Consider the following 26457-nt stretch of genomic DNA (forward strand, 5'->3'; position numbering starts at 1 on the left):
CATCACCGCACACCACGAATAGGAGCGATAGCGATGGCCGCGATGATGACGAGCACGATGGCAAAAACAAAAAGCATGGAGTAGCCACCCAGCGACGTAATGATGATGGCAGCCACCGGTGCGCTCAGCGCCTGCGGAATATTGGTTGCCACGTTGAGGATGCCGAGGTCTTTCCCGGCATCTGTGCCCTCGCTGGGCAATACCTCGGTCATGAGGGCCGCGTCGACCGACATGTAGAAACCGAAACCAACGCCCAAGACAACCGCCATCACGATCATGCCCATGAGTGTCGGCAAGAACAGGGGCACGGCAAGCCCTGCGGCCATGATGACGCTGGCGGCATAAATGAAAATCTTGCGCTTGCCAACGCGATCGCTCCACCATCCCGAAATGACGATCGACGCGAGCGTAGGAACAAGTGCCGCCAGGGTCATACTCACCACGGCGCCCTGGGCAGCCGAGAGCGATAGGCCGATGTAGTCGGTCAGCAAATACAGCTGGTAGGCAACCACTACGAAGTACCCGAGAATGAGCAGAAACCGTGCGGCAAAGGCCCAGGCAAAGTCGGGGTATTTGGTGGGGTTAATCCAGAACCCGCGAAAGAATCCGGCCCACGAAAATGGTGCAACGGATGCTTCTTTCGACGACCAGTCGCGGTTAACCACAACGAACAGCACGGTAGCCACCAGCACAGCAATACCGAACACGGAATAGGCCACACCCAGCCGTGCAGCCAGAGCCCCAGCCAGCATGACACCGAGAGTCATGCCCAACTGGGTTCCGAGGCCAATCATGGCGCTGGCGCCACCACGGCGTGATCGTGGAAAGCGATCGGCGGTGATGGTTGTCAAAGGCGCTTGCATGAAGTTGAGCGACACCTGGATGATGACCCAAAAAACCGTTATCCAGACGATGTCGGTGAGTGAACCGATACCGAGTAAGAAGATTGCTCCTACGGCCGACCCGATGACCATCCAGGGAGCTCGGCGCCCCCAGCGGGAACGGGTTCGGTCGCTCAGAGCCCCGGCTAATGGTTGCGCAAACAGAGTAAATACAAACGACGTCGTCGTGACGATGGCAAGGTTGGCGACCTTGTTCTCTTCGTCCAGCAGTGCCACCTGCGTGGGCAGCAAAATGGCGACGAGGCCGCCATAGGTGGCAAACAGTGTCAGCGCGGCGATGAGCAGGCTCGGCATGAGCCGTTTTGTTGCCGGAGGGCTCGCCGCGGGCTCACCCGGCCCGGGCTGGGTAGTGGCAATTGTTCCCGTAGGAACCGCGACCTGTGGTTCCGGGGTAGGAGAAACTGACATCGTGCTCCTCATTGAGCGTCGGATAAGTGTGAGTCCAGTCTGAAATACCAAACAGTGTTCGGTATATTTGTGCTCTGATCATGACAGGGAATCATCCCGGACACAAGCCCTAGAACTAAAAAAGCGAACACTCTTCGGTTTTTGGGTGTTCGCGCTAATCTAAGGGAATGGCTCAGCGGAGAACCTACGCGAAGGGTGCGGCGAAACGGCAAGAAATACTCCAGGCCGCCCTACGCCTCATCGCCGAAAACGGCTATCGTCATGCGTCTGTGCGCGACATCGCCGAAGCCGCCGGGCTCAGCCCCGCGGGTCTTATGCACCACTTCGGCACAAAAGAAGAACTCTTCGTCGCCATCCTCGAAGCTCGCGATGCACTCGACAGCGAAGTGTTTACCGCCACACCTGCATCAGACGATGACTATCTGACACGATTCTTAGCCGTCATGCAGCACAACGCCGAAGTACCCGGTCTCGTACAGCTCTACACCCAGCTACTGGGCGAAGTGGCTGATCCCCAACATCCGGCTCACCAATACTTTGCGGAACGCACCCGCACCGTGCACGCCATGGCGATACAAGCCGTCACGGCCGCACAAGAAACAGGAACCATACGCAACGACGTCAGCGCCGAATGGATCGTACGCTCAGCCCACTCACTGGCCGACGGCCTGCAGGCAGCATGGCTTCTTGACCCAACGATCGACATGGGCGCGCACCTGCGCCAGTTCTTTATGCTGCTGCTCACGCCGCAGCCTTAGCCGGTGGTGAATCCCTAACACGCCCGAGTTTCGGTCGTTCTGCACCGCCCGGCCCTCCCTGGCCTTCGCTAGCTTCCCGTGCCCTCCTGCCTTCCTGACCTTCCTGGCCATTCCTGGCCTTCCCGAGATCAGGAAAATTGCCGAAAACTACACGATTCGCGCCCAATTATGCGGCATCCGGCAATTTTCCTCTTCTCGGCCAACCCACATCCCGCCGCCCGGCAATTTTCCTGTTCTCGGCCAATACAGCAACACAGCAACACAGCAATACAGCAACCCGAAAAACCCCGCGACCACCAAGCGCCCGACTACGGCGCCACTGTGGCGTCAATGACGCGGGCGTGCGGCATCCGGCGTTGCATGATGGCGATTGCTTCGGGGTTGTTGTCGACGAGTACGGCGTTGCGTCCAAGTGCTGAGGCGACGGCGCCAGTGGTGCCGCTGCCGGCGAAGAGGTCAAGAACGGTGTCGCCCGGTCGACTGGAGGCTTGTACGATGCGGCGCAAGATTCCTTCGGGTTTCTGGGTGGGGTAGCCGGTTTTTTCGCGGCCCGAGGTGGGTACGATCGTGTGCCACCACACGTCGGTGGGGCGTTTGCCGCGTGCGGCTTTTTCGGGAGTGACCAGGCCGGGTGCCATATAGGGCTCGCGGTCGACGTCGTCGGCGTTAAATATGTGGCCGCCGGGGGTCTTGACGTATACCAGAATCGTGTCGTGTTTGGTGGGCCACCGCCTGCGCGACTTTGCTCCATAGTCATAGGCCCAGATCAGTTCGTTCAGGAAACAGTCGCGGCCAAATACGGCGTCCATCATGACTTTTGCGTAGTGTGCTTCGCGGTAGTCGAGGTGCAGGTACAGGGTTCCGTCGTCGCGTAGCAGTCGCCACGCTTCTTCGAGGCGGGGCATCAAAAACTCGCCGTAGTCGTCGAATCTGTCGTCGTAGGTGCGCAGCATTCCGCGCACGCGTTCGTAGGCGTGGCCGTGAAAACCGTAACGCACTTCGCGTTCATAGTCTCCGGATGCTACCGCCCCACCCGCCCCCGTTTGTTCGGCGTGGTCTCGTGCGAGCGTTTCCTCGGCGGGCGTGTTGTCTGCGATGCGCAGGCTGCGCATCACTTGCCGTTCTTGTGCCCGACCCGTGTTGAACGGCGGATCAAGGTAGACGAGCGCGAATGTTGATGAGGGGAGTGTGGAGGCAACCTGCTGGTTTTCACCGTGATGGATGGTGACTGTTCCGGTGGGTGCCGTCGCGGAATGGGGTGTTGTCACGGAGTCCGGTGTGGTCATGGCACTCGATGCAGCCACGCGTCGGTAGCGAACTTCGACTGCACGAGCGCTTCGGCCTCGGCATATTCATCGTCGGTAATGTGGGCGTCTTGTGCGCCCGTGAGGCCGCGGAACGTAGCCTTGAATCGCTCGATAATCTCGCTTCGAGACAAGCCGGTTTGCGTGCGAAGCGGATCAACACGCTTTGCCGCCGAGGTCGTACCCTTGTCGCTCAGCTTCTCGCGGCCAATGCGCAACACCTCGGTCATCATCTGCCCATCGATGTCGTACGACAGGGTGGCGTGATGGAGCACTCCCCCGTTCGCCAATCGTTTTTGCGCAGCGCCACCGATCTTGCCTGCCGGGCTGGCGATGTCATTCAGCGGTTGATAAGTGGCGTCCACCCCGACCGATCGCAACGCTTGGAGTACCCAGTCGTCGAGGAACGCATACGAGTCGGCAAAGGTCATGCCCTGCACGAGGGAGGCCGGTACATACAGCGAATAGGTGATGATCTGGTCGGCGGCCATCAGCATGGCACCCCCTCCTGAGATGCGCCGCACAACATCGAAGCCGTGCCGCAGCGCGCCCTCTGGGTCTACCTCATTGCGATAGGACTGGAACGAGCCAATCACCACCGCCGACTCGTGCCACTCCCAGATGCGCAGCGTCGGGCGACGCAGACCCTGGCCGACACGCGAGGTCAAAACTTCATCGAGTGCCAGGTTCATGCGCGGCGATACCGCATCATCGTGCACGATCTCCCATTCGAAGTCGTGCCACCCTGGTGCTGTAACGAGGGCGCGACGCACAGCCGTACCGACGGCTTCGGGTGTTATTCCGAGCAGTTGTGCGTCGCTCGGCAGTGCTTCGCGCACGGCGGCGGCGATGCCGGATGCATCGGTTTCTGCGGCGATGCCTTCTACTGCACTGTTGATCGCTTCGAGAGCGCTGTCGGGTTCAAGAAAGAAATCTCCGGCTAAACGAAAGTCAACTATTTTGCCTTCTTGCACATCGAAGTCAACAACGACGAGCTTGCCTCCGGGCACCTTGTATTCACCGTGCATGGCTCCCAGCCTACGACGGCAGGACGTAGCTATTGTCGCCGGAGTCGGTGACTACTTCCGCTCCTGCGCGGGAACATGCTTGTCGAGCCATGCCATAAGGTCGGCTCGCACCGCGTCTTGCTGCAGTTCGTTGAATATTTCGTGGCGCGCGTCGGGGTAGACGAGGGTGGTGACGTCGGTGTAGCCGGCCCGCTTGCGGTAGGCATCGGCGAGGCGATGCACGCTGCGTGGGCCACCGACCGGGTCGTCACGGCCCACCATCAGCAGAATCGGAACATCGCGGCCGCCGTGCATAGCAATGAGGTCACGTCGCGGGCGCCCATACAGGCGCAGGGCGTTGAGTGGCCCGAAGAGTTTCAGCAGCGGCACCTCGGTGGTCAGCGGGTCGTTACGAAACTCTTCCCACACGGTCTCGTCGCGCGACAACCATTCCAGTCCTGTGGCGTCGGGGCCTTTCCACCGCGCGTTAAGCGGCATGGCGTTGAGGGTGGTGGGTGTGCGCAGCGCTGAGCCCGACAACACCAGTGCGTCATAGGCATCCGGATGCTGGTTGATCAACATTTGCGCGAGGAATGATCCCCACGAATGGCCCACGAGCACCAGCGGCATGTCGGGATGTTCACGCTGGATGATTTCGGTCACGGCCCAGACGGCAGCCACGGTTGCCCGCATTCCTCCGCGCCCCAGTTTGCCCAGGTGTTCAGAGTTGCCGTGCTGACGTAGTCCGGTTCTTCCGTGGCCGCGATGGTCGTCGGCGTACACGTGAAATCCAGCCGCTGTGAGGTCGTTGATCACCGCGCCATATCGCCCGGCGTGCTCGCCCACTCCGTGCAGCAACTGGACGACACCGCGCTGTGGGGCATCCGGATCAGCAGACCACACGTCGTACACGATTGTTACGCCGTAGTCATCAACGAACTCGGCAGTGCGGGGTTCAAGCATGGTCTGAGTCTACGAAAGGCAGTCCGTGAACGATAGGTCAGATCCCCGCTGCTGCGAGTGCATCGACGATGGCGCGGGCTGCGGCGAGGCCTGTCACTTCGTGTCCGCCAACACCGTCGGCTGCCGAACCCATGCGTACGTTGCCGGTGCCGGTGACGGTGCGTTTTGCCGAGAAGTGTACGGCGTCGACTCCGGATGCTGCGATTTCGGCCACGTTGTCGGCGGTAATTCCGCCGCCGGCCATGATTTGGATACCGTCGGCGGCGGCGACCATGGCGCGTAGTGTGTCGAGTCCGTCGATGGCGTAGGAGGCCCCGCCGGAAGTGAGGGCGCGGACGAATCCGAGTTCACGGATGGTGGCGAGGGCTGCGATTTTGTCGCGGGTGAGGTCGATGGCGCGGTGCACGGTGACGGGCGCGTCGCCTGCTGCATCTTTCCAGCGCGTGAGGGCGTCGGTGTCGAGTGTGCCGGTGGCAGTGATGGCTCCGATGACGACTCCGTGGGCGCCTGCTGCGAGCGCGAGTTGGATGTCGCGGGTGACGGTGTCGATTTCTTCGGGGTTGTAGGTGAATCCGCCGCCGCGGGGTCGTACGAGTACGTGCACTTCGGGGCCGTTATTGTTGGCGATGGCGACGGCTTCTTCGATGGTGGCCTGTGAGGGGGTGAGTCCGCCGAGGGCGAGTGCCTGGGTGAGTTCGATGCGGGCTGCGCCGATTTCGCGGGCTACGCGTGCTCCTGCGGCGTCTTGTACGGCGAGTTCGAGCGCGAGTGCCATGGGTGTCCTTTCGTTGGCGGGCAGTGCTGTGCCCGCGCCCATTCTTGCGGATGTTCGGCCCACATACAGATTGTTTCGTTAGACTAACTAAACAATGCCGAGACCTTCTCATGACCCCCACATGGTTGCTGCCACGCATTTGCGGTTGGCAACGTTTCGTTTAGCGCGTCGGCTGCGGCGTGAGCGCGCTGTCGACTCGATGAGTGATGCGCAGTTTGCTGTGCTGGCGATTTTGCGTGAAGAGGGGCGTCTTACGCTGGGCGCTCTGGCTGAGCGTGAGATGGTGACGGCTCCGTCGATGAACCGCACGGTGAACTGTCTTGAAGAAGACGGCCTTGTTACTCGGGTTCCTGACGATGAGGATCGCCGCCGCGTCTACGTTGACATTACGACCGACGGTGAGCGGATTGTGGGCGATACGATTCGCAAGCGAGACGCGGCTCTGGCCGATGCTCTCGCCGAACTTAATTTTGACCACGATGAGCTCGAGGTGCTGCGCCGTGCGAGTGAACTGATGCGGCAGGTGGCGGTTCGATGAGCACCATGTTTCGTTCGCTGCGGCTGTTTAACTACCGCACCTGGTTTTTGGGCGCGCTGATTTCGAATATTGGTGGCTGGATGCAGGCCACCGCTCAAGACTGGGTGGTGTTGACGGAGCTCACCAGCAACGACGCGACGGCCATGGGGTTGACGATGTCGTTGCAGTTTGGGCCTCCCCTGGTTTTGGTGGGGTTGACCGGTTGGGTTGCTGACCGTTTTCCGCGACGGCGGATTCTTTTTCTGACGCAGGGCACGTTGATGGTGCTGTCGGTGATTATTGGTGTGCTGCTGCTGACCGGTGTTATGACCCTGCCGCTCATGCTGATGTTTGCCGCGATGTTTGGTATTACCAACGCTTTTGATGCTCCTGCGCGCCAGGCGTTTGTGTCTGACATGGTGTCGGTCGAAGATGCTTCTAATGCGGTGGCACTGAACTCGGCGTCGTTTAATATGGCTCGGCTGATTGGCCCGGCGGTGGGCGGTATTCTCATCGTTATTTTGGGTTCTGGCTGGGTGTTTATCGCTAATGCGGCAACCTTCTTGGCCATGCTGGTTGCTCTGCTGTTGATGCGTGAAAAAGAGCTGCTACCGCAGGTGCGTTCGTCGTCGGGCGGGGGCGGCATTATTGGTGGTTTCCGCTATGTGTGGAGCCGCAGTGACCTCAAAGTCACGTTCATCATGGTTTTTCTTATCGGCGCTTTCGGGATGAACTTTCCGATCTTTGCGTCGACGATGGCGTTGGAATTTGGCAAGAGTGCCGACGGCTATGGTCTGCTCAGTTCGGTGTTGGCGATTGGTTCGCTGGCGGGGGCACTGATGGCTGCTCGTCGTGCCCGCGCCCGGGTGCGGGTGTTGATTTTGGCGGCGGGTGGCTTTGGTGTTGCGTCGCTGGTTTCTGCGGCCATGCCGACCTATATTTCTTATGCTGCCGTGCTCGTATTTGTCGGTTTTTCTACGGTTTCGATGCTGACAACCGCCAATGGTTACGTACAGACAACGACCGACCCGGCTCTGCGTGGTCGCGTGCTGGCGCTCTACATGGCGGTCATTATGGGGTCGACTCCGATTGGTGCGCCGATCGCGGGGTGGGTAGCCGACACCTTTAGCCCGAGGTCGGCGATTGTTTTGGGGGGCGCTGCCGGGTTGACGGCCTGTTTTATTGGTGCCGCCTGGGTTATTGCATCCGGCCGTGTGAAGCGTCACGAGACGCAACGGTTTCGGCTCACGCTCGACGAAACCCGGCCTGTGTCGGTTATTGAACAGGTTGAACCGATCGAATTTAGTGACCAGGCGGCCACCACGACACCCATTCGTGTGGCGCGTTCCGACGATTCAACCCCACGGCGGCGCAAAATCTGACTAGCGTTGGGCGCATGAGCATAAACGAGAACGCCGACGGCAACGAAGCCGAGACGATCGCTCCGGATGCCGCCGGCCCTGCGTCGTCCATCAATTCTTCCCTGCGCTCCGCATCCCTGCCGCGTTCGGGCGTGCAACGCTGGGTGTTCTGGCCTGCCGCGGCTGTCATCATTGTTTTTGTTACTTTCGCGCTGGCTGCCCCCGATGTTGCTGAAGAGCTTTTTGAATCGGTGCAGAAAACGATCGTTAACTCGTTCAGCTGGTATTACGTGCTGATCGCGGCGTGCTTTGTAGCGTTCTGTCTGTTTATGGGTTTCAGTCGTTTCGGCGACATCCGGCTGGGTCGCGACGACGATGAGCCCGAATTCTCGTTACTGTCGTGGTTTTCGCTGCTGTTTGCCGCGGGTATGGGTATTGGGCTCGTGTTTTATGGGGTTTCTGAGCCGCTCTCGCACTTTGCCGAGCCGCGCCCCGGGGTGACCGGAACCCCCGAACAGTTGGCGCAGGCGGCGCTGGGGCAAACCTATTTGCACTGGGGTGTGCACGCCTGGTCGATCTATGTGGTGATTGGTTTGGCGTTGGCGTATGCGATTCACCGGCGTCAGCGGCCCATCTCGATTCGGTGGACGCTCGAACCGTTGCTGGGCCGCAGGGCTGCGGGCGGTTGGGGTCACACCATTGATGTTGTTGCGCTGGTGGGCACGCTCTTTGGTGTTGCTACGTCGCTGGGGCTCGGAGTTTTGCAGATTAGTGCGGGGCTACACAGCGCCGGTTTTGCCGACCCGAACGAGTTCACGCAGGTCGTGCTTATTCTCGTCATTTCGGTGTTCGTACTCGGCTCAGTGCTCTCGGGCGTGACCAAGGGCATGAAATGGCTATCGAACATCAACCTTGTGCTTGCGGCTCTGCTGCTGCTGTTTTTGCTCATCGTGGGGCCCACCAGTTTCTTGCTGCGCGAGTTTGTGCAGTCGCTGGGCTATTACATTCAAAACTTTGTGGGCATGTCGTTTAACGTCAGTGCTTTCCAGGGGCAAGCCGGTGAGCAGTGGCAGGGGGCATGGACCTCGTTCTACTGGGGCTGGTGGATCTCGTGGGCACCTTTTGTGGGCATTTTTATCGCCCGGGTGTCGAAGGGCCGCACAGTACGCGAGTTTGTTATTGGCGTGATTCTTGTGCCCACCCTGATCGGGGTGCTGTGGTTTTCGATCATGGGTGGTTCGGCTCTCGCACTCGAGCTCGCGAACCCGGGCACTCTCACGGCAGCCGATGGCAGCGTCGACGTGGAGGGGGCGCTGTTTAGTCTGCTGCAGCATGTTCCTGCGTCGGCGGTTGTGAGCGTTGGTGCGCTACTGCTCATCGCTATTTTCTTTGTCACCTCGGCCGACTCGGGTGCGCTGGTGATGGGTATGCTCGCCACGGGCGGTCAGCAAGAACCGAAGCGGTGGATTCGCACGTTCTTCGTGGTTGCCACGGCGCTCCTCGCTATTTCTTTGCTGCTGTCGGGCGGCCTGGTGGCGTTGCAAACCGCGGCGATTACGATCGCACTGCCGTTTAGTGTGGTGCTGCTGTTGATCTGTTGGTCGACGGTGGTGGCGTTTAGTCGTGAACGACGCGCCTATGCGCGTGCCGAACGCGCCCAGCTCATCGACCGTATTGGTGAGTATTACGGTCTCGAGGTGGAGTCGCGCGACGAACTCGGTGTCTTTGGTGCGCAACCGCGCTGGCTGCGTAATCTGCAGCGGCGTTTCCGGCTACCGGTTGCCCCGACAGAACCCATACGGATTTCGCCGAGTGCGCTCGCCGAAGAACTCAGCGCCGACCGGACTCCGTCGACACTCGATGTTGACGAACTGGTCGACAGCGACGACCTCTCGGGCCTTGATGATCCCGACGCCGAGGGTGAACCGACGCGTCCGTTTATTCACGAGTAGAGAGCGTCACGGTGAACGATTCTCTCGAGCGCATGGTCGGGCAGCTTTTAGAGTTGGCGGTGCCGGATGCAGCATCCGGAGCCCGCAGGCTTCCGCCCGAACGTGAACTCTGCGAACGGTTGGGGGTGAGCCGGGGTGCGCTGCGCGAACAGCTTGCGGTGCTCGAAACCCTCGGGTTTTTGCACCGCACGCAGGGCCGCGGCACGTTTATTGGCACACCGGATGACGCATTTGTGCGCAGCTACTTTGCCATAGCGCAACAGCTCGGCCACCTGGAACAGCAGCAGTTTGCGCAGGCCCGCGAAGTACTCGAAGAGTCGGCGGCAGCAGCGGCGGCGCTCACGGCAACCCCGGCCGCCGTTGCTGCGCTGCGTGCCGATGCGCAGCGTATGATTGACGCCGCACAACGTGATGACCACGAGGCGGCGCTCGACGCCGACGTGTCGTTTCACCGCCGCCTGCAACACATGGTGCACAACCCCGTGCTGCACCTCTTGCACGAGGGCCTCAGTCATGTGTTACACGACACTATTCGCAGCCGCCGACTCGCCGCGGTCGAGGTAGAACAACCCCGCTCCGATGGCATCCGCGCCGCCGACCAGGTGCATCACGACATTGTCGACGCCATCGCACGCCAGAACCCGGATGCCGCCCGGCAAGCCATGCGCCAGCATTTTGCCCTGTGGCTCGCCCTACCAGTTGTGCAGTAGCGCGACAGCATTGGCCTTGCGGGGAGCGGGATTTACGATCACAATGAATTGGTCTAACCAATTCATTGTTACTGCTTTTCGGAGGCCGCGTGCCCGCTGCACTACCCACCATTGCTTTTGTCGGCGCTGGCGCGATCGGGCTGCCGATGGCGCAGCGGCTTATCGCCGCCGACTTTCCAACCACGGGCGTTGACCCCTTTCCGGCCGCGCAAGAGCGTGCTCGCACCGCCGGGGTCGCCATGGTCGGTGCTCTGAGTGACGTTGAGGCACCCGACATTGTGATCGTGATGGTGGCAACGCCCGATCAACTCGAAACGCTCATTGACGACGCCGCGGCAACCCTTTCAGGCCGTCCAGCAACGTGGGTGATTATGAGCACGGTCGGCCCCGAAGCCGTTACGGCCGCAGCCACGCGCCTCGCTGAAACAGGTGCGCGTGTTGTCGACGCCCCCGTGACCGGCGGTGTTGCCCGCGCCCGCACCGGCGAACTCACCATCTTCACATCGGGCGACCCGGAAGCCGTCGCGTTGGTGACACCGGCACTCAGCGCCATGGGCGTGGTGCGCACAGTGGGCGATGCACCGGGGCGCGGCCAGGCCGTGAAGGTTGTTAATCAGCACCTGTGCTCGGTGCACATTGTTGCGGCAGCAGAGGCCCTCGCACTCACCGAAAAGCTCGGGCTTGATCCGGCGGAGATTCTGCCGCTGCTCGAGTCGGGCGCAGCAGGCTCATGGATGCTCTCGGACCGCGGGCCTCGCATGCTCGAAGGCACTGAGGTTGAGGTCGCCAGCCAGATCAGCATCTTCGTCAAAGACGCCGGGCTCGTTGCCACGGCAGCGCGCGACGCAGACGCAGCCACTCCCCTGCTCGATATTGCGCAGGAACGTTTTACGGCGGCAGCAGCGGCAGGGCTTGCCCGCCGCGACGACTCGCGCGTGATCGAAACCTACACACACCCGCAGGAGCAATCACAGTGAAGTGCCTCATTCTCGACGACGACCCCACCGGCACACAGTCCGCCTCCGACGTCACGGTGCTGCTGCGCTGGGATGCCGACATTATTGCCGAGACGCTGCGCAACCACGACGCCGCCTATGTGCTGACCAATACACGCGCGGTCGACGAAGCGGAAGCCGTGCGGCTGCTCACCAGCATCCGGAATGACCGCGATCAAGCCGCAGAAGAACTGGGCGAGCCGATTCAGATTGTGCTGCGCGGAGACTCCACGCTGCGCGGACACGTATTTGCCGAAACCGAAGTGTTTGCCACCTCCAACGATGTGGTGGTGTTTCTGCCTGCTTTTCCGCAGGGCGGACGCACCACCATCGACGGCATGCACTATGTGCACCTCGACGGCAAGAACATTCCTGCTCACGACAGCGAATACGCCGACGACCCGGTGTTTCCTTTCGACTCGGGGTATCTACCCGAATACGTGGCTGCACGCAGCTCGCGCCCCACACAGACGGTGCCTCTCGCGCAGGTGCGCAGCGGTGCACTGCGTAATGTGCTGGGCTCGGTGGCTCCCGGAACGGTTGTGCTACCCGACGCCGAGACCGACGACGACATTCGACTCGCTGCCGACGCCATCCGGCAGGCGTGGGAGGCGGGGGCAAGCGTTGTGGTGCGGTCGGCCTCACCCCTGGCGGCAGCCATCGCGGGCGTAGAAAGCAGCGGGCTGCTGCCACACCCGGTTACCGAGGCATCGGCGGCAACCCTGCTCGTATGTGGATCACACACCGAGGGTGCCACACGGCAGCTCAACCAGGCTGCCCTGCAGTGGGGTGAAGCTGTCACCGTTAACACCGAGGCAGCACTGGCCGACACCCGTGTCGAGGCGCAGCGGCTCACCGAACTGTTGACCACGCAGCTGACCGATAGCGGCTACGCCGCCGTCGCCTCGGACCGACATCGCAGAGCCGAACACAACACCCTCGAACACGGCGAGCGCGTTATGGACACCCTCACCCGCGTTGTTGCTGAGGTTCGCAATTCTGTTGCCACGGTGGTGTCGAAGGGCGGTATCACCTCGGCCGATGTTGCGCGTATCGGACTGGGCGCTGATCGCGCCCATGTGCGAGGCCAGGTACTCACGGGGGTTTCGGTGTGGGATCTTGCGACGCCTGAGGGCACTGCGATCACCTACGTTGTCGTGCCGGGCAATGTGGGCGATCCTGCCACAATCGTCGATGCCTTGACGGCCGTGCAGGCCCCGGTTCCGCAGCACTAGTGCGCCGGTGTCTCACCGATAACGCACACGTGTGGCATTGTTGGATACAGAATCCACTTCTAAGGATGCCGCTATGACATCACTCGGTCAGCGCCGAGGGCTGCTGCTAGCCCTGGGAGCGCTCTCGGCTTTCGGGCCGATTTCGATGGACCTGTATCTGCCGTCGCTGCCCGAACTACAGGCCGATTTGGCCACGAGCGATGCCCTCGCACAGTTCACCATGAGCGCGTGCATGATCGGCCTCGCATTCGGACAGCTCGTGTGGGGGCCGGTCAGCGACCGGTTTGGCCGACGCTGGCCGCTCATTATTGCCGTCAGCGCCTTTACCGTCACCGCCGTGCTGTGTGCTGCTGCACCCACCATCGAGACCCTCATCGTCATCCGGCTGATTCAAGGACTATGCGGTTCGGCGGGTCTGGTGATTGCTCGCGCTGTTGTGCACGATCTTTATTCGGGCCCGGCAGCAACCCGTGGCTACTCAACTTTGGCAGCCATTGCGGGCGCGGCTCCCATTCTTGCGCCCCTGGGCGGCGGGTTTCTGGCGCTGTTCACCGACTGGCGAGGAGTGTTTCTCGGCCTTGCTGCCGTTGGCGCAGCGCAGCTCATCATCGCGATCATCTTCGTGCCCGAAACCCATCGGCGCGAACACCGGGTGACCGGCAGCATCGGCAACGACTTTCGCGGCCTGGCCGAAGCTCTTCGTAACGGTCCATTCATGCTGGCAGCCATCACCATGATGTTCGCATTCACCGCCCTGCTCACCTATGTGCAAATGGCTTCTTTTGTGTTCCAGAGCGAATACGCCGTATCGCCACAAATGTTTGCCGTGATCTTTGCTATTAACCCCTGCGGCATCGTCGCCTGCGCACAAATCAACCGGCGCCTGGCAGGCAGCATCCGACCCCAGCGTGTCATGATGGTGGCACTCACTGTCGCAACCGTGGCAACAGCAGCCATGGTCGCCGCAGCCATGGCAGGCCTCGCGCTCGTGTGGATACTGATCCCGCTCTTTATCGCGATCGCGCTGCACGGCTTTAACGGCCCCATTCTTACGGCTCTCTCGCTCGCCCACATCACACACGGCGCGGGTTCAGCTTCGGCCATCATCGGCATGCTGCCTTTTCTTGCCGGAGCCGTGGTACCCCCTCTTGTTTCGGGCTCGGGGGTGAGCGCCCTCGTCATGGGTGCCACTATGCTCGTCGCCCTCGTACTCGCGCTGGCCCTGGCGAGCGCGAGTACTCTGCGTGAGAGGGCAGACGCCTAACCTCTCGCCGCGTCGAGTACGAGGCGGAGTTGTTCGACGGCCCAGTCGAGTTCGGTGGGGCGTACGACAAGCGGTGGTGCCATGCGAATGGTCTGGCCGTGGGTGTCTTTAACGAGCACGCCGCGCTCGAGCAGGCGCACGGCAATATCGCGGCCGGTACCGATCGCGGGGTCGATGTCGATTCCTACCCAGAGGCCCACGGCCCGCACCTCGGTAATACCGTGGCCGATGAGGGCTTGCAGTTGTTGTTCGAGGTGTTCGCCCAGCAGTTGGGCGCGTTCTTGGTAGCGGCCGGTGTGCAGCATCTGCACAACACGGTGTCCGATGGCTGCGGCTAAGGGGTTGCCGCCGAATGTTGAGCCGTGTTCACCGGGGCGAATAACGCCCAGCACGTCGCGGTTGCCAACGACGGCCGATACGGGCACGATCCCACCACCGAGTGCTTTGCCCAGCAGATACAGGTCGGGTACTACGTCTTCGCGGTCGCACGCGAAGGTGCTGCCGCAGCGGCCCAGGCCCGACTGAATTTCGTCGGCGATGAACAGCACGTTATGTTCATCGCATAGCTGCCGGATGCCGCGCAAATACCCTTCCGGCGGCACGATAACGCCCGCCTCGCCCTGCACGGGTTCGATGAGCACGGCGACGGTATCGGGGGTGATGGCAGCACGGACAGCGTCGACATCACCGTAGGCGACGGCGTCGAATCCGGGCGCGAAGGGCCCGAAGTCTTGGCGTGCTACCGGGTCGTCGCTAAATCCGACGATGGTGGTCGTGCGACCATGAAAATTACCCTTGGCCACAATAATGCGGGCGCGGTCGGCAGCCACACCTTTCACCCGATACCCCCAGGCACGCGCCGTTTTGATTCCCGTTTCTACGGCTTCGGCACCGGTGTTCATGGGCAGTACGAGTTCTTTTTTGCACAGCTGTGCCAGCGTGTTCGCAAACGGTTCGAGCTGGTCACTACGAAAAGCCCGACTGGTGAGGGTTATGCGCTGTAACTGTGCTTCGGCAGCTGCCACAAGATCCGGATGCCTGTGGCCAAAGTTCACTGCCGAATACGCGGCCAGCATGTCTAAATACCGTTTGCCGTCGCTATCGGTCACCCATGCGCCTTCGCCGTGAGCGATGGTCACGGGCAGCGGTAGATAATTCTCGGCAACGTGGGGTTCAGTAGCATCCGGTTGCTCTGTCGTGGTTGTCATCATGCACCGCGCAGTTCAAGGGTGCAGCATTTGATCCCGCCCCCGCCCAGCAAGAGTTCTGACAGGTCGACGCCGATCGGGTTATAGCCGCGTTCGCGAAGCTGCTGTGCAAAACCTGTTGCGCGCGGCGAAATGATCACGTTGTAGCCGTCGCTGGCAGCGTTCATGCCAAAGACTTCGCCGTCGGCTTCTGAAGCCAGAATGGCATCCGGAAAACGCTCGTGCAGAATGCGGCGGCTGGGTTCGTCGAAAGCGTGCGGCAGGTAAGCGATGGTTGCGTGTTCGGGTCCGCCCTGGGCAACACCTTCAACGGGGTCGAGCACGGCGATGGCCGTGTCGAGGTGATAAAAACGCGGGTCAACAAGATTGAGCGACACCACTTCACGACCAAACACTTCGCCAACCTCGCGGTGGCTGTCGCCCGTGGAACGAAATCCGGTTCCGGCAAGAATCACGTCGCCGACGAGCAGAAAGTCACCTTCGCCCTCGTTGACCTCGCGCGGCTCGACCGTGTCGAAACCGTGGCTGCGAAACCAGTCGGCAAAGGCGGGTGCTTCGCCACCGCGCTGTTCAAAACGGAACCTGGGCACATAGGCGCGCCCGCCAATAACAAAACCACCGTTGGCGGTGTACACCATGTCAGGAAAACCGGGCAGCGGTTCAATCAGCTCGACCTCATGACCCAGCTTTTGATACAGGTCGTACAGCTCTTGCCACTGCGCAACGGCCTTCGCTGTGTTGGTGGGGTTGGCAGGTTCCATCCACGGGTTAATGGTGTAGCTGACCGTAAAGTGCTCGGGCTTACACATGAGGTAGCGGCGGCGGTGGGCGGTTCGAACAGGTGCTTCAGTGGTGACGGGAACAGTGCTGGTTGCTGGCGTCGTCATTCGTGCTCCTTGTGAAAGGTGGCGGCGGACGCTGTCCAGGGGCCCGGCGGAACTTCAACTCGCGGCTCAGAACGAGGGGCGAGGAAGATGCGACACGGGCACGCCACTGCCATTGTCTCACCCGGGCGCGTTAAGAACCACAGCTTGTTATCAGAGTCGCAAAAAGAATGCGCCCCCTCCCAAGAGCACGAAGGAGGGGGCGCGCCGACGTTAGATGACGTCGGCTGACCACGGGTCGGGGTTACCGAACCGGTGGGCTGTGATGGTGATCGACTGTTCATGCACGAACGGGAGCAGTTCGATGCGCCCTGCCGATGTCACCTCGTTGTCGTAGACGGCCAGATCAGGGTCGCCTGCGACGGCCTGCGCCAGAGCTTTGTGCGCTTGCGCGACCTGCTCGGCTGGTCCGATAAGACGCACACGCGATGCACCCGCGATAGCTGCGGCACGGGCATCGAGAGCAGCGTCGGCTGCGGTGTGTGCACGCTGGGCAATGCGCTGCGTCCACTGCTGGTCGGTTTCGACATAGACAGGAATGTCGAGTTCGCCCAGCATGTGCCGGATGCCTGCCGGCAACCCTTCTGCTGCTGACAGAGCAAAAGGTGATCCTGCCCGCACCCCGGCAATGACCATCCGCAGCACCTGCGGTAGTTCGGCACCGGTGGTGGCGCGCAGCTGCACCGGTACGGGACGGTAGCGGAACAGGTTGCGCTCGACACCCAGCTGCGAAACATCACGCACGCGCCCAAACTCACGATCCCAGACGAGAGCGTCAGTGAGTGCTGAGCGGCGCAGCCACTCAAAGCCATCGAAGTCGAGCGAGGGCTGTGCTGCCTCGATCACCGAGGTGATACGGGTGTCCAGACCCCGCAGGTGCAGTGTGCTCGACTGGGCGCCACCGGCGGTTGCCCGCCACGAGCCGAGCCCGATCAGATAGTTAGGCCCACCGGCTTTTGTGCCGGGACCCACCGATGAACGCTTCCACCCACCGAAGGGCTGGCGCTGCACGATGGCACCGGTAATACCGCGGTTGACATACAGGTTGCCGGCCTGCACCGTGTCGAGCCACTGTGCCAGGTCGTCGGGGTTTTGCGTGTAAAGGCCTGCGGTGAGGCCATAGTCGACGGCGTTTTGCATCTCGATCGCTTTTGCCAGGGTGGGGGCATGCATAATGCCCAGCACCGGGCCGAAGAACTCTTCGCGGTGAAAACGCGAACCCGGCTTCACGCCCGTACGGATTCCGGGGCTCCACAGTCGCCCTTCGTCGTCGCCCAGCGGCTCGGGCTTGAGCAACCACTTCTCGCCTTCTGCAAGCTCGGTCAGCGCCCACTTGAGTTTGCCCTGCGGTGGTTCAATAACAGGCCCCACCTCAACACTCGGGTCTGTGGGCCAGCCCACCTTCAACGAGCGCGCAGCATCGACAACCTGCCGCTGGAAGCGTTCAGAGCGGGCAACGGGGCCCACAACAATCGCCAGCGACGCTGCCGAACACTTCTGCCCTGCATGGCCAAAAGCGCTGCGGACCAGATCAGCCGCGGCCAGGTCGAGGTCAGCCGAGGGCATAATAACCATCGCGTTTTTACCGCTGGTTTCGGCCAAAATCGGCAGGTCGTGACGCCAGCTGCGGAAGAGCGCCGCGGTGTCCCATGCGCCGGTAAGAATGACCCGGTCGACATCGGGATGTGCAATCAGCTGCTTGCCGAGCTCTCCCTCTTCAATATCAACAAAGGCCAGCACCTCACGGGGAACACCGGCATCCCACAGAGCCTCGGCAATAACCGCGGCACAGCGCCGCGCCTGCGGTGCGGGTTTAAACACCACGCCCGATCCGGCGGCGAGCGCTGCCAGCACGCCACCGGCGGGAATCGCGAGCGCGAAGTTCCACGGAGGTGCGATAACAGTCAGCTGGGCTGGCACAAAGGCGGCACCGGCAATGCTGTCGAGTTCGCGGGCTTTTGCTCCGTAGTAATTCGCGAAGTCGATGGCCTCGCTCACCTCAATGTCGGCTTCGGAGAGCACCTTGCCGGTTTCTGATCCGGCCACTTCGATGAGTTCTGCCCGGCGCGCTTCAAGCATGGCGGCTGCGCGCATAAGAACCTCGGCGCGCTCTGCCGCGGGTCGAGCACCCCATGCTGTTGCCGCGTGGCGGACGCTGCTCACCGTGGCATTGAGGGTGTCTTCGTCGTCGATACGTGCCTGTTCGAGCACCTCATTGCCGAGTGTGGAGTCGGCGATGCGCGCGAGAATACCGTTTGCCCATTCGCGGTTAATCGGCAGGGCCGGGTCACTGTCGGGAGTGTTGCTAAAACCGGGGGCACCAGCGGTGGCCGGGTTGACGGATGCCGGTAGGCCTGTGGCATCCGGTGTCTCTTCGCGTGCGTCGTAGACAGCGGTTTCAACATAGGGCGCGTCGCTGTCGTCGAGGTCGAGCACGGCACGCGTCATACCTTCTTCGCTGTCGTCGTGCGTGATGCTGGTGCGCGCTGTTGACTCGTGCACCGGTGCGAGACGGTTCTGTGTGCGGCGCGGGCCGATGTGGAGTGCCGGGTCGACCGAACGCTCCAGCGAATCGACGAAGCGCTGACATTCGCGGTCGAACAGGTCGGGCACCTCGCCCAGTTGGAAGGCTGCTGACAAGAAGTTTTCTTGCGAAGCGTTTTCTTCCAACCGGCGTACAAGATAGCTGATGGCCACATCGAATTCGGCAGGCTTGACCACCGGAACATACAGCAAGACAGGACCGACGTCGCGGCTAACCGCCTGTACCTGTGCCTGCGCCATACCCAGCAGCATTTCGTACTCGATGTCGGCGTCGGGGCCCGTGCGATTGATGTCGCGGTCGCCTGCAAGCTCCCACGAGTAGGCGATGTCGAACAGGTTGTGTCCGGCGATACCGATGCGCACGGCACGGGTGTTCTCGGGGTGCAGTGCTTCATCCAGGCAGCGTAAATAGTTCGCGTCGGAGTCAACCTTGCGGTCATAGGTGGCCACCGTCCACCCGTGCATGGCGGCATCAACGTGCTCCATGGCAAGGTTCGCGCCCTTCACCAGACGCACCTTGATACGGGCTCCGCCGTGGTCAACACGGTTACGCGCCCATGCGGTCAACTCTCGCAGGGCGGGAAGGGCATCGGGCAGATAGGCCTGCAGCACGATCCCTGCCTCGAGGTTCTGCAGACGCGGGTCTTCGAGAATGCGGGTAAACACGGCGATCGTCAGGTCGAGATCGCGGTATTCCTCCATGTCGAGGTTAATGAACGTGCCGTTGCTGGCGGCGGTCAAATACAGCGGCATGAGGCGCTCGACAACCGTGTCAATAACCTCATCGAGAGCCCACATAGAAATACGGCTGAGAATGGCCGAGACCTTGACCGAGACGTAGTCGACGTCGTCACGGCGAATGAGCTCGTGAATGCCTTCGAGGCGACGACGCGCTTCTTCTTCGCCCAGCACGGCCTCGCCCAGCAGGTTGAGGTTGAGGCGCGCACCACTCTCACGAATCTTGGTGATGGCAGGCCCGAGCTTGTGCGGGCGGGCATCAACGATCAGGTGCCCCACCATTTCGCGCAGTACACGGCGAGCGATCGGAACGACCGGCGATGGCAGCACCGGGGCAACAGAGCCTCCTACGCGAACAGCACCACGCAGGTACCAGGGCAAGAACTCCGGCACGAGCGGTGCGACACGGTTGAGATTGTTGGCGGCTGCCGACAGGCTCTCGGGCCGCATGACTCCGTCAACAAAGCCGAGCGTAAACGGCAAACCGTTCTTGTCTTGCAGTACACCGGCAAGGCGCTCCCCTGCCGGGTCGGCATCAAATTCTGCTTCTTCAACAACCCACTTCTGGGTCAGTTCAATGGCTTTTTGGGCGCGGGCGCGGGTTTCCTCCGACAGCATGCTGGGCATGGGCCTCGTTGTCCTTCATGTCTCTGTGCACGTCGACAACCGTGCGTCGACGTGTCGATGCCTGATGCGGCATCGTGGGTGCTCTTCCGCGGCACGTGTGCATGCCGCTGTGTCTAGCATGCCCCCAAAAACTGTTCGGCAAAAGTGAGCAGATATGATTGATACAGTTCGCTTTTATCGATGGGTGTACGGTGTTTGAACTTCGGCGTTTGCGCCTGCTCCGTGAGCTTGCACTGCGCGGCACGCTCGCCTCGGTCGCCGAGGCACTTTCTTATAGCCCCTCCACTGTTTCGCAGCAACTATCACTGCTAGAAAAAGAGGCCGGAGTCACACTGTTTGTGCCCGATGGGCGCAGAGTTCGACTCACGGCATCCGGGCAGTCTCTCGCAGCCCACGCCGAACGCATGCTCGCCCTCAACGAAGAAGCCCGCGCAGAACTTGAATCACTCCAGGCGCTTGCAGCCCCCGTGCGCGTGGCTGTTATGCAAACCGCAGCGCAGTCGCTCTTACCCACAGCCCTCACCATCGTGGCCGAACACGAACCCCAGCTGCGCGTAGAAGCCGCCGAAGTACCGCCCGAAGAAGCACTGTTTGAACTCGCCGCGCGCGGCTACGACATTGTTGTCGCCGAACAATACCCCGGCCACGCCCGCCAACTGGGCGCACAACTTGTTCGCCAATCGCTCGGCGACGACCCGATTCGCCTCGCGCTACCACCCGAATCTGCTGCCCAGACCCTCAGCGATCTGCACAACGTCCCCTGGGTGCTCGAACCTCGAGGCACCGCAGCACGACGCTGGTCGGTACAGCAGTGCCGCGCCGCCGGCTTCGAACCCGATGTCCGCTTCGAGGTCGCCGACCTCACCACTCAAGTGCGTCTTATCGCCGCCGGTCGCGCCGTCGGCCTACTCCCCGACCTCGTATGGAACGACAGCGCCCGCACCGTGCGTCTGCTCGACCTGCCGGGTAACCCCACCCGCGAAATATTTACCACGCAGCGGTCGTCATCGGTGGCGCGCAACAGCATCCGGACAGTACTGCAGGCACTGCAGCAGGCATTTACTCAGCGCCAACAGGCTGTCGACACCGGCGCAACATCCACAACCCATCCATGGTCATGACTGAAAGACAGAGATCGCGATAAGAATCGTGATCGATGCAATGAGCGGAAGCACCGAAATGATAATTCCGGCGACCGCAAGGCTTCGGCCGTGGGGCTTGACCGCGCCCGCGATGCTAAAGCCCAACGCTGTTATTGCCAGTACAAGACCGACGACCGGAAAGAACCCCAAAAAGAAAGCCACCAGAGCCAACACAAAACCGGTAACAGCGATGGCTTTACTGCCCTCAGGCTGGGGCACGTGCCCATACGGTGAGTACTGGCCAGATGAAAGCGGGTAACTCTGCGGGCCCGGAACATAGACCTGCTGCGCGGGGGCCTGTCCGGGTGCGGTGTGCCCATACTGCGCCTGCCCATACGGTGCCTGCCCGGGTGCCTGCCCGGGTGCCTGCGCCCCGCCACCCAATCCAGCGTGGCTTCCTGAAAATGGGTAATTGGCGCGCGCGTACGGCGGCAGCTGTGACTCGTATGTGGGGTCGGGATAGGCAGGCACAATCCGGTCGCTACCTGCAGCATCCGGTGTCGGCGCCGACGAAGGCGGGGGCGGGGGAACAAAAGACACAACGACCTCCGGATGCCGCAAAACCACAAACGTACGCGTAAACGATGCTATCTGCTTACCGCTTTGCTCATTTTTTGTGCACACCACCTGGCGTCTGCCACCGCGCCACTCGGCGTTTACCTATCGTTTGCCCGGCACGCCCCTGCGCTGATTACGCTCCCCTTTCGCACGGCACCTCTCGTGCACAGTGAAAGGACACACCACACATGACCCCGCCCCTGCAGACTCCTGCCCCGGATGCTGCGTTCCGCCGCCACCGTCGCTGCCTTGCTGCCACCGCACTGACCGCCGCAGCAGCGATCGCTCTTTCGGCAGGTACGGCCGCACACGCCGCCCCCGCCAGCACACTCCCCCACGAAGCGCTTGCGGCTGCTGACGGCGATGCCGTATCGAGCTTTATTTTGCCGATACTGCCCGATACGCAGTTCTATTCGCGGTACAGCGCATCGCAGTTCATGCCTAACTACGGCACGAACCCTTTTGAAGTGCAGACACAGTGGATCGTCGAGAACCAAGACCAGCTGAACATGCCGTTCACGGTGCACGTGGGCGACGTTGTTGACCAGCAGGGTGTGCAGGGCGAATGGGATGCTGCCGAGCAGGCGATGCGCATTCTTAGCGACGGCAACATGCCGTACTCGATCGTGCCTGGCAACCACGATGTGATGAACTCGGGCGGCCGCTCGAACCCCGATAACTCGCGCAACTATCTGGCGCGTTTTGGTGCTGAAACGCTGGCTGCGCAGGCCGGTGAAACCCTGATTGATACGTTCGAAGACGGCCTGTCGTCGGCATACCTCTTCGAGGCAGAGGGCCGCACGTGGATGTCGCTCGCGCTCGCCTGGAACGCCTCGGATGAAACGTTCGATTGGGCGCAGGGCATCCTCGACGCCCACCCGAATACCCCTGTTGTACTCTCGTCGCACGCCATCATCAGCATCGGCGACGACCAGCAGACAGCAGCATCCTGGTGGTGGGGTGAAGAGCTGTGGGAGAACCTGGTTCGCGGCAACGACCAGATCATCCTCACCGTCAACGGCCACTTCCACGGTGCCACCTCACAAACCCGCCTCAACGACTTCGGTAACCCGGTGCACCAGGTGCTCACCGACTACCAAATGTCGGCCGACGGCGGCAACGGCATTATGACGCTGTTCGAGTTCGATCTCAGCAACAACCGCATCGATGTCGAAACCGTTTCGCCGTGGGTGCCGCTGAAGCACGCCGAATCACTGACGTCCAGCGACACACCCGTGCTCACCGGCCCCGGCCAGTCGTTCAGCCTTGAACTCGACTTCGACGAACGCTTCGGTTGGACCCTCGACCCGGCCGAAGAAGACGGCCCCGACCTCTCGGAGCTCGCAAAACAGATCGTCTCAGAGGGCTGGGATGGCGACATGATCGGCTCGGCACTCGTGCCGGCCGGTAACGCCGCCGACTACCCCATTGTTGACGGCACGCTCGCACACTGGCGCTTCGGCGACGTTGATGCCGGAACCGTGATGGACGACACAGTGATCCCCGACGCCGCAGGCGACAACCCACTGCACCGTCCTCACATCGACGACACCGCCGCCCCCGAAGAGTGGGACGACATGGCCATCGACCACGACAACAGTGCGTTCTACTCGGCCGATGCCGGCGCCGTCTGCTTCGCCAACGTGGGCCGCGACGCGGCAGGAGGCCCCAGCCGCCTCTCGTATCTCACCACCGGTGAAGGCTCACCCGTCACCAACGCTGAATTCACAGACCAATCGGGCTACACGATCGAAACCTTCGTGCAGCTGTCAGAAGACTGGACCGAAGCACAAAACCGCTGGTCAGCAGCGCTCACACGCGGCGGAATACGCAGCGAAGCAGGCATCCACGACAATGCCGACCCGGGTGCCGGAACAGCATGGCTCGGCATCTCGAACCTGCGTGAATACCAGTTCTCGGCCGCCGACACCCGCAGCGCACGCTCATACACCCTGTGGTCGGGCGAGATCATGCCCGCCTCCTGGCACCACGTTGCGATCGTCAATGACCCCGAACGCGACGCCGCAACCATGTACGTCGACGGCGTACCCGTGCTGCGCAACGGCGCCAATGTGGGCGGCATGATGTCGGTCGCCGACGCCCCCTGGATCCTCGGCGCATCACTCTGGAACGCCGAACCCAGCCAGGGCTGGCACGGCTGCATCGGAGAAACCCGCATCGTCGACCGCCCGCTCGACACCGACGAGTTCCTCTACAACCGCGTCAACATCGACACCGACGGACCCAACTTCGGCATCACGACCGACCTCACCGCACCCCTCGTCGATATCGACGGCAGCGTCACCATTACCGGCACCGGATACCCGGGGGCCAGCATCCGGGTAGAAAATGCCGAGGACGCCGCAACCACCACTGTTGACGACGAAGGCAAGTGGACCCTGCCCCTCGACACGAACCTGGCAGCCCCCGGCGAAAACGAACTGACCATCGTACAGGCGCTCGGCTCACGCGACGGTAACAGCACAGTTATCACCGTGCTCGTGGCCGAAACCGAAGAACCGGGTGACGGTGGCGACGGCGGCTCGGGCGAGGGCGACGGTGGCGCCGGCGGCTCGGGTGAGGGCGAGGACGATGGCGAGGACGACGGGAACGGTTCGGGTGAGGGCGACGCGGGTGACTCCGGCGACTCCGACTCCGACTCCGACGAGCAAACCAACCCCGGCGACGACAACCTCGCAACGACCGGTGGCGCGGCTGGCCCCCTCGCTGTGCTCGCAGCGCTCGGTCTCGCAGCATCCGGAATCGGCTTGGTGCTTCGCCGCCGCGCACGACTCAACCGCAACGAAGCATAAATAGCTACACCGCGGTATAAGTAAAAACAGAGGGCCGGATGCTGGCGCTAGGCGACCAGCATCCGGCCCTCTGGCGTTCTTGTGCGGGTACGCGTTAGGGTACGAGTGCAGCTCAGTCGGTGTGCGACGCTGCCCGGATGGTCTCGGCGAGGTCGTGCGGTCTGCTCCACATGGGCCAGTGCCCGGTGGGAAGGTCGACGACATCAACGCTTGTGAAGTTCGCGATCTCAGCAAACACGGGGTGACCCGCGTCAACCAGCTCCATCNCTGCTCCACATGGGCCAGTGCCCGGTGGGAAGGTCGACGACATCAACGCTTGTGAAGTTCGCGATCTCAGCAAACACGGGGTGACCCGCGTCAACCAGCTCCATCACTTGCTTGCCTGAGATCGAGCAGCACACCAGGGTCGTCGGGATGCCGTGGCGCGCGTTGTTCGTGAGCTCGATAGGTTGGCGAAGCACAGGAGCAGGCTGGGGAACAGCCTTCGCACGGAAGCGTCCGAGCATTTCGGCGCTCAGTCCTTCTATGCTCGCCTGCCGCCCAAGGTCATCGAACGACGGCAGGGGCAAATCGTGAAGCTCGTCCGGAAACTCGGGGGCGAACGCGGTGCCATCGGCCGCGGGTCCAGAGTCGACCCACACCACCCAGGCGACCAACTCGGGGTACCGATCAAGAACGACACTGACGGGGAGGTTAGCGCCGCTGTGCGCGACGAGAACCACAGGCTCGTCGCCCTGCTCAGCAATCACGTCGCGAATCGCTGCTACCTGGTCATCGATGGTCTTTAGCGCGCGGTCTACGTCGTCTCTGTCGAGACCCGGCAACGTCATCGCGACTACGCGCCCTCGATCTGCATCGAGGTGCGTGGCGACCTCGTCCCAGGCCCAAGCACCCAACCAATGGCCAGGGATGAGAACGACGGTTCGCCTGTCATTTGCTGTTGTCATAAGAGAAGCCTCCCACCCCTAATGGACAAGAGTGTGTCACTATTTATGACATGAATTTGAGGAGGCGTGAGCGGTGAAGCGAGCCGAACGACTGCACGCCATATCGGAGATGCTTCGGCGCAGCGGCGCGCGGGGAGTCTCGGCCGAGCGGCTGGCGCGAGAGTTCGAAGTGTCGGTTCGCACCATCAAACGCGACATTGATGCTTTAGAAAACAGCGGAGCGTCGATCTGGTCTCGCCCCGGCCCGGGTGGCGGGTACGGGCTAGCTAAGAGCGCATTCCTACCTCCCGTCAGCCTGTCCCCGACGCAGGCCGTAGCGCTCATGGTGGCAGTCTCAGTCTCGGCCGATGCACCCTACGCCGATCTGGCTAGAGCCGGCGTCCGGAAAATCATGGACGTCCTCGACCCCAAAACTCGAAAGCGGGCCGACGAGCTTGCCCACCGACTCTGGGTCAACTCTCCACCATCTTCTTCCCGCGCCACCCGGTCAGCAATCGAAACTGCAATGACCGAGCAAAAAGTGCTCCGCATTCGCTACACGTCGCGCGACGGCACCACGACCACCCGCGATGTTGAACCGGTGCTGTTTGCTTCCACAAACTGCCAGTGGTACCTGATCGGATGGTGTCTCCTCCGCGACGCGATGCGATGGTTCGCCGTGTCCCGCATCGAACGCGCCACCGTAACCATGACAGCCTGCAGGGGTCACACCATTCAAGAAGTCGGCGAACCCCCAATGCACGCCAGGCCCGTCCATGGTCGTAATGACTGACTGCCTCAATCAACCTCGTCTCAGCCATTCCGGTAAGTAGACAGCGAGGGCGTGTCTGACAATTGTTTCGGCG

22 protein-coding genes are annotated in these 26457 nt (G+C 61.8%); 11 read left to right on the forward strand and 11 right to left on the reverse strand.

Translation table 11 applies throughout. The features are described 5' to 3' along the window. Window positions 1-2: 2 nt before the first annotated feature. Entirely contained in the window at window positions 3-1310 is a 1308-nt protein-coding gene (locus ACQUSW_RS11445) for an MFS transporter (RefSeq protein ID WP_428932431.1), read from the reverse strand. Window positions 1311-1477: 167 nt separating this feature from the next. Between ACQUSW_RS11445 and ACQUSW_RS11450 the strand changes: the two genes are divergently transcribed. After that, window positions 1478-2068, forward strand: coding sequence for a TetR/AcrR family transcriptional regulator (locus tag ACQUSW_RS11450; RefSeq protein ID WP_428932432.1), 591 nt, complete (start codon window positions 1478-1480; stop codon window positions 2066-2068). Window positions 2069-2376: 308 nt separating this feature from the next. Here ACQUSW_RS11450 and ACQUSW_RS11455 read toward each other — a convergent pair whose 3' ends face one another. The 4 genes from ACQUSW_RS11455 to ACQUSW_RS11470 are packed head-to-tail and all read right to left on the reverse strand — an operon-like array spanning window position 2377 to window position 6117. Further along, a complete protein-coding gene (locus ACQUSW_RS11455; protein WP_428932433.1) occupies window positions 2377-3354 on the reverse strand; it encodes a DNA-methyltransferase in 978 nt (325 codons plus the stop codon). After that, window positions 3351-4400, reverse strand: a complete 1050-nt coding sequence (lplAB, locus tag ACQUSW_RS11460; RefSeq protein ID WP_428932434.1) for a lipoate-protein ligase LplAB — start codon at window positions 4398-4400, stop codon at window positions 3351-3353. The genes ACQUSW_RS11455 and lplAB overlap by 4 nt, the downstream gene beginning before the upstream one ends. A 51-nt stretch (window positions 4401-4451) precedes the next feature. Further along, window positions 4452-5342 carry an alpha/beta fold hydrolase gene (locus ACQUSW_RS11465; RefSeq protein WP_428932435.1) on the reverse strand — a complete coding sequence of 297 codons (891 nt, stop codon included), beginning with the start codon at window positions 5340-5342 and terminating at the stop codon, window positions 4452-4454. Window positions 5343-5379: 37 nt separating this feature from the next. Next, entirely contained in the window at window positions 5380-6117 is a 738-nt protein-coding gene (locus ACQUSW_RS11470) for a copper homeostasis protein CutC (RefSeq protein WP_428932436.1), read from the reverse strand. 94 nt (window positions 6118-6211) lie between these two features. Between ACQUSW_RS11470 and ACQUSW_RS11475 the strand changes: the two genes are divergently transcribed. From ACQUSW_RS11475 to ACQUSW_RS11505, 7 genes are all read left to right on the forward strand, one after another. Next, a complete protein-coding gene (locus ACQUSW_RS11475; RefSeq protein ID WP_428932437.1) occupies window positions 6212-6655 on the forward strand; it encodes a MarR family winged helix-turn-helix transcriptional regulator in 444 nt (147 codons plus the stop codon). A gap of 5 nt (window positions 6656-6660) precedes the next feature. After that, the gene (locus ACQUSW_RS11480) at window positions 6661-8016 is read left to right on the forward strand and encodes an MFS transporter (RefSeq protein ID WP_428932496.1); all 1356 of its coding nucleotides are present in this window, start codon (window positions 6661-6663) and stop codon (window positions 8014-8016) included. 14 nt (window positions 8017-8030) lie between these two features. Further along, window positions 8031-9947 (forward strand): BCCT family transporter, encoded by a 1917-nt coding sequence (locus tag ACQUSW_RS11485; protein ID WP_428932438.1) that lies wholly within the window; start codon window positions 8031-8033, stop codon window positions 9945-9947. A gap of 11 nt (window positions 9948-9958) precedes the next feature. Beyond that, window positions 9959-10657 carry a FadR/GntR family transcriptional regulator gene (locus ACQUSW_RS11490; protein WP_428932439.1) on the forward strand — a complete coding sequence of 233 codons (699 nt, stop codon included), beginning with the start codon at window positions 9959-9961 and terminating at the stop codon, window positions 10655-10657. Window positions 10658-10746: 89 nt separating this feature from the next. Beyond that, window positions 10747-11634, forward strand: coding sequence for an NAD(P)-dependent oxidoreductase (locus ACQUSW_RS11495; protein WP_428932440.1), 888 nt, complete (start codon window positions 10747-10749; stop codon window positions 11632-11634). Beyond that, the gene (locus tag ACQUSW_RS11500) at window positions 11631-12887 is read left to right on the forward strand and encodes a four-carbon acid sugar kinase family protein (protein WP_428932441.1); all 1257 of its coding nucleotides are present in this window, start codon (window positions 11631-11633) and stop codon (window positions 12885-12887) included. The genes ACQUSW_RS11495 and ACQUSW_RS11500 overlap by 4 nt, the downstream gene beginning before the upstream one ends. Before the next feature lie 73 nt (window positions 12888-12960). Further along, the gene (locus ACQUSW_RS11505) at window positions 12961-14151 is read left to right on the forward strand and encodes a multidrug effflux MFS transporter (RefSeq protein ID WP_428932442.1); all 1191 of its coding nucleotides are present in this window, start codon (window positions 12961-12963) and stop codon (window positions 14149-14151) included. On the opposite strand, the gene rocD is transcribed toward ACQUSW_RS11505, so the two are convergent. The 3 genes from rocD to ACQUSW_RS11520 form a co-directional block, all read right to left on the reverse strand. Further along, entirely contained in the window at window positions 14148-15359 is a 1212-nt protein-coding gene (gene rocD / locus ACQUSW_RS11510) for an ornithine--oxo-acid transaminase (protein WP_428932497.1), read from the reverse strand. The two genes, ACQUSW_RS11505 and rocD, sit on opposite strands and share 4 nt — an antisense overlap. Next, window positions 15359-16246, reverse strand: a complete 888-nt coding sequence (gene ddaH / locus ACQUSW_RS11515; protein WP_428932443.1) for a dimethylargininase — start codon at window positions 16244-16246, stop codon at window positions 15359-15361. Before ddaH ends, rocD begins: the two co-directional genes overlap by 1 nt. A gap of 210 nt (window positions 16247-16456) precedes the next feature. Then, window positions 16457-20152: a proline dehydrogenase family protein gene (locus ACQUSW_RS11520; RefSeq protein WP_428932444.1), complete on the reverse strand. Its 3696-nt coding sequence runs from the start codon at window positions 20150-20152 to the stop codon at window positions 16457-16459. Between the two features lie 191 nt (window positions 20153-20343). Between ACQUSW_RS11520 and ACQUSW_RS11525 the strand changes: the two genes are divergently transcribed. Beyond that, window positions 20344-21273 carry a LysR substrate-binding domain-containing protein gene (locus ACQUSW_RS11525; RefSeq protein WP_428932445.1) on the forward strand — a complete coding sequence of 310 codons (930 nt, stop codon included), beginning with the start codon at window positions 20344-20346 and terminating at the stop codon, window positions 21271-21273. Here the strand turns inward: ACQUSW_RS11525 and ACQUSW_RS11530 are convergent. After that, entirely contained in the window at window positions 21268-21834 is a 567-nt protein-coding gene (locus tag ACQUSW_RS11530) for a hypothetical protein (RefSeq protein WP_428932446.1), read from the reverse strand. The genes ACQUSW_RS11525 and ACQUSW_RS11530 overlap by 6 nt on opposite strands. Before the next feature lie 206 nt (window positions 21835-22040). On the opposite strand from ACQUSW_RS11530, the gene ACQUSW_RS11535 reads away from it, so the two are divergent. Further along, window positions 22041-24665: a LamG-like jellyroll fold domain-containing protein gene (locus ACQUSW_RS11535; protein WP_428932447.1), complete on the forward strand. Its 2625-nt coding sequence runs from the start codon at window positions 22041-22043 to the stop codon at window positions 24663-24665. 112 nt (window positions 24666-24777) lie between these two features. Here the strand turns inward: ACQUSW_RS11535 and ACQUSW_RS11540 are convergent, their stop codons facing one another. Together ACQUSW_RS11540 and ACQUSW_RS11545 are read right to left on the reverse strand one after the other, a co-directional pair. Continuing rightward, the gene (locus ACQUSW_RS11540; RefSeq protein WP_428932448.1) at window positions 24778-24930 is read right to left on the reverse strand and encodes a hypothetical protein; all 153 of its coding nucleotides are present in this window, start codon (window positions 24928-24930) and stop codon (window positions 24778-24780) included. Further along, window positions 24917-25612 carry an alpha/beta fold hydrolase gene (locus ACQUSW_RS11545; RefSeq protein WP_428932449.1) on the reverse strand — a complete coding sequence of 232 codons (696 nt, stop codon included), beginning with the start codon at window positions 25610-25612 and terminating at the stop codon, window positions 24917-24919. The genes ACQUSW_RS11540 and ACQUSW_RS11545 overlap by 14 nt, the downstream gene beginning before the upstream one ends. Window positions 25613-25685: 73 nt before the next feature. On the opposite strand from ACQUSW_RS11545, the gene ACQUSW_RS11550 reads away from it, so the two are divergent. Further along, on the forward strand, window positions 25686-26384 hold the full coding sequence (locus tag ACQUSW_RS11550) for a helix-turn-helix transcriptional regulator (RefSeq protein ID WP_428932450.1): 699 nt from the start codon (window positions 25686-25688) through the stop codon (window positions 26382-26384). Window positions 26385-26457: the final 73 nt, after the last annotated feature.

Source organism: Microbacterium luticellae, assembly GCF_050408645.1.
GTDB lineage: Bacteria > Actinomycetota > Actinomycetes > Actinomycetales > Microbacteriaceae > Microbacterium.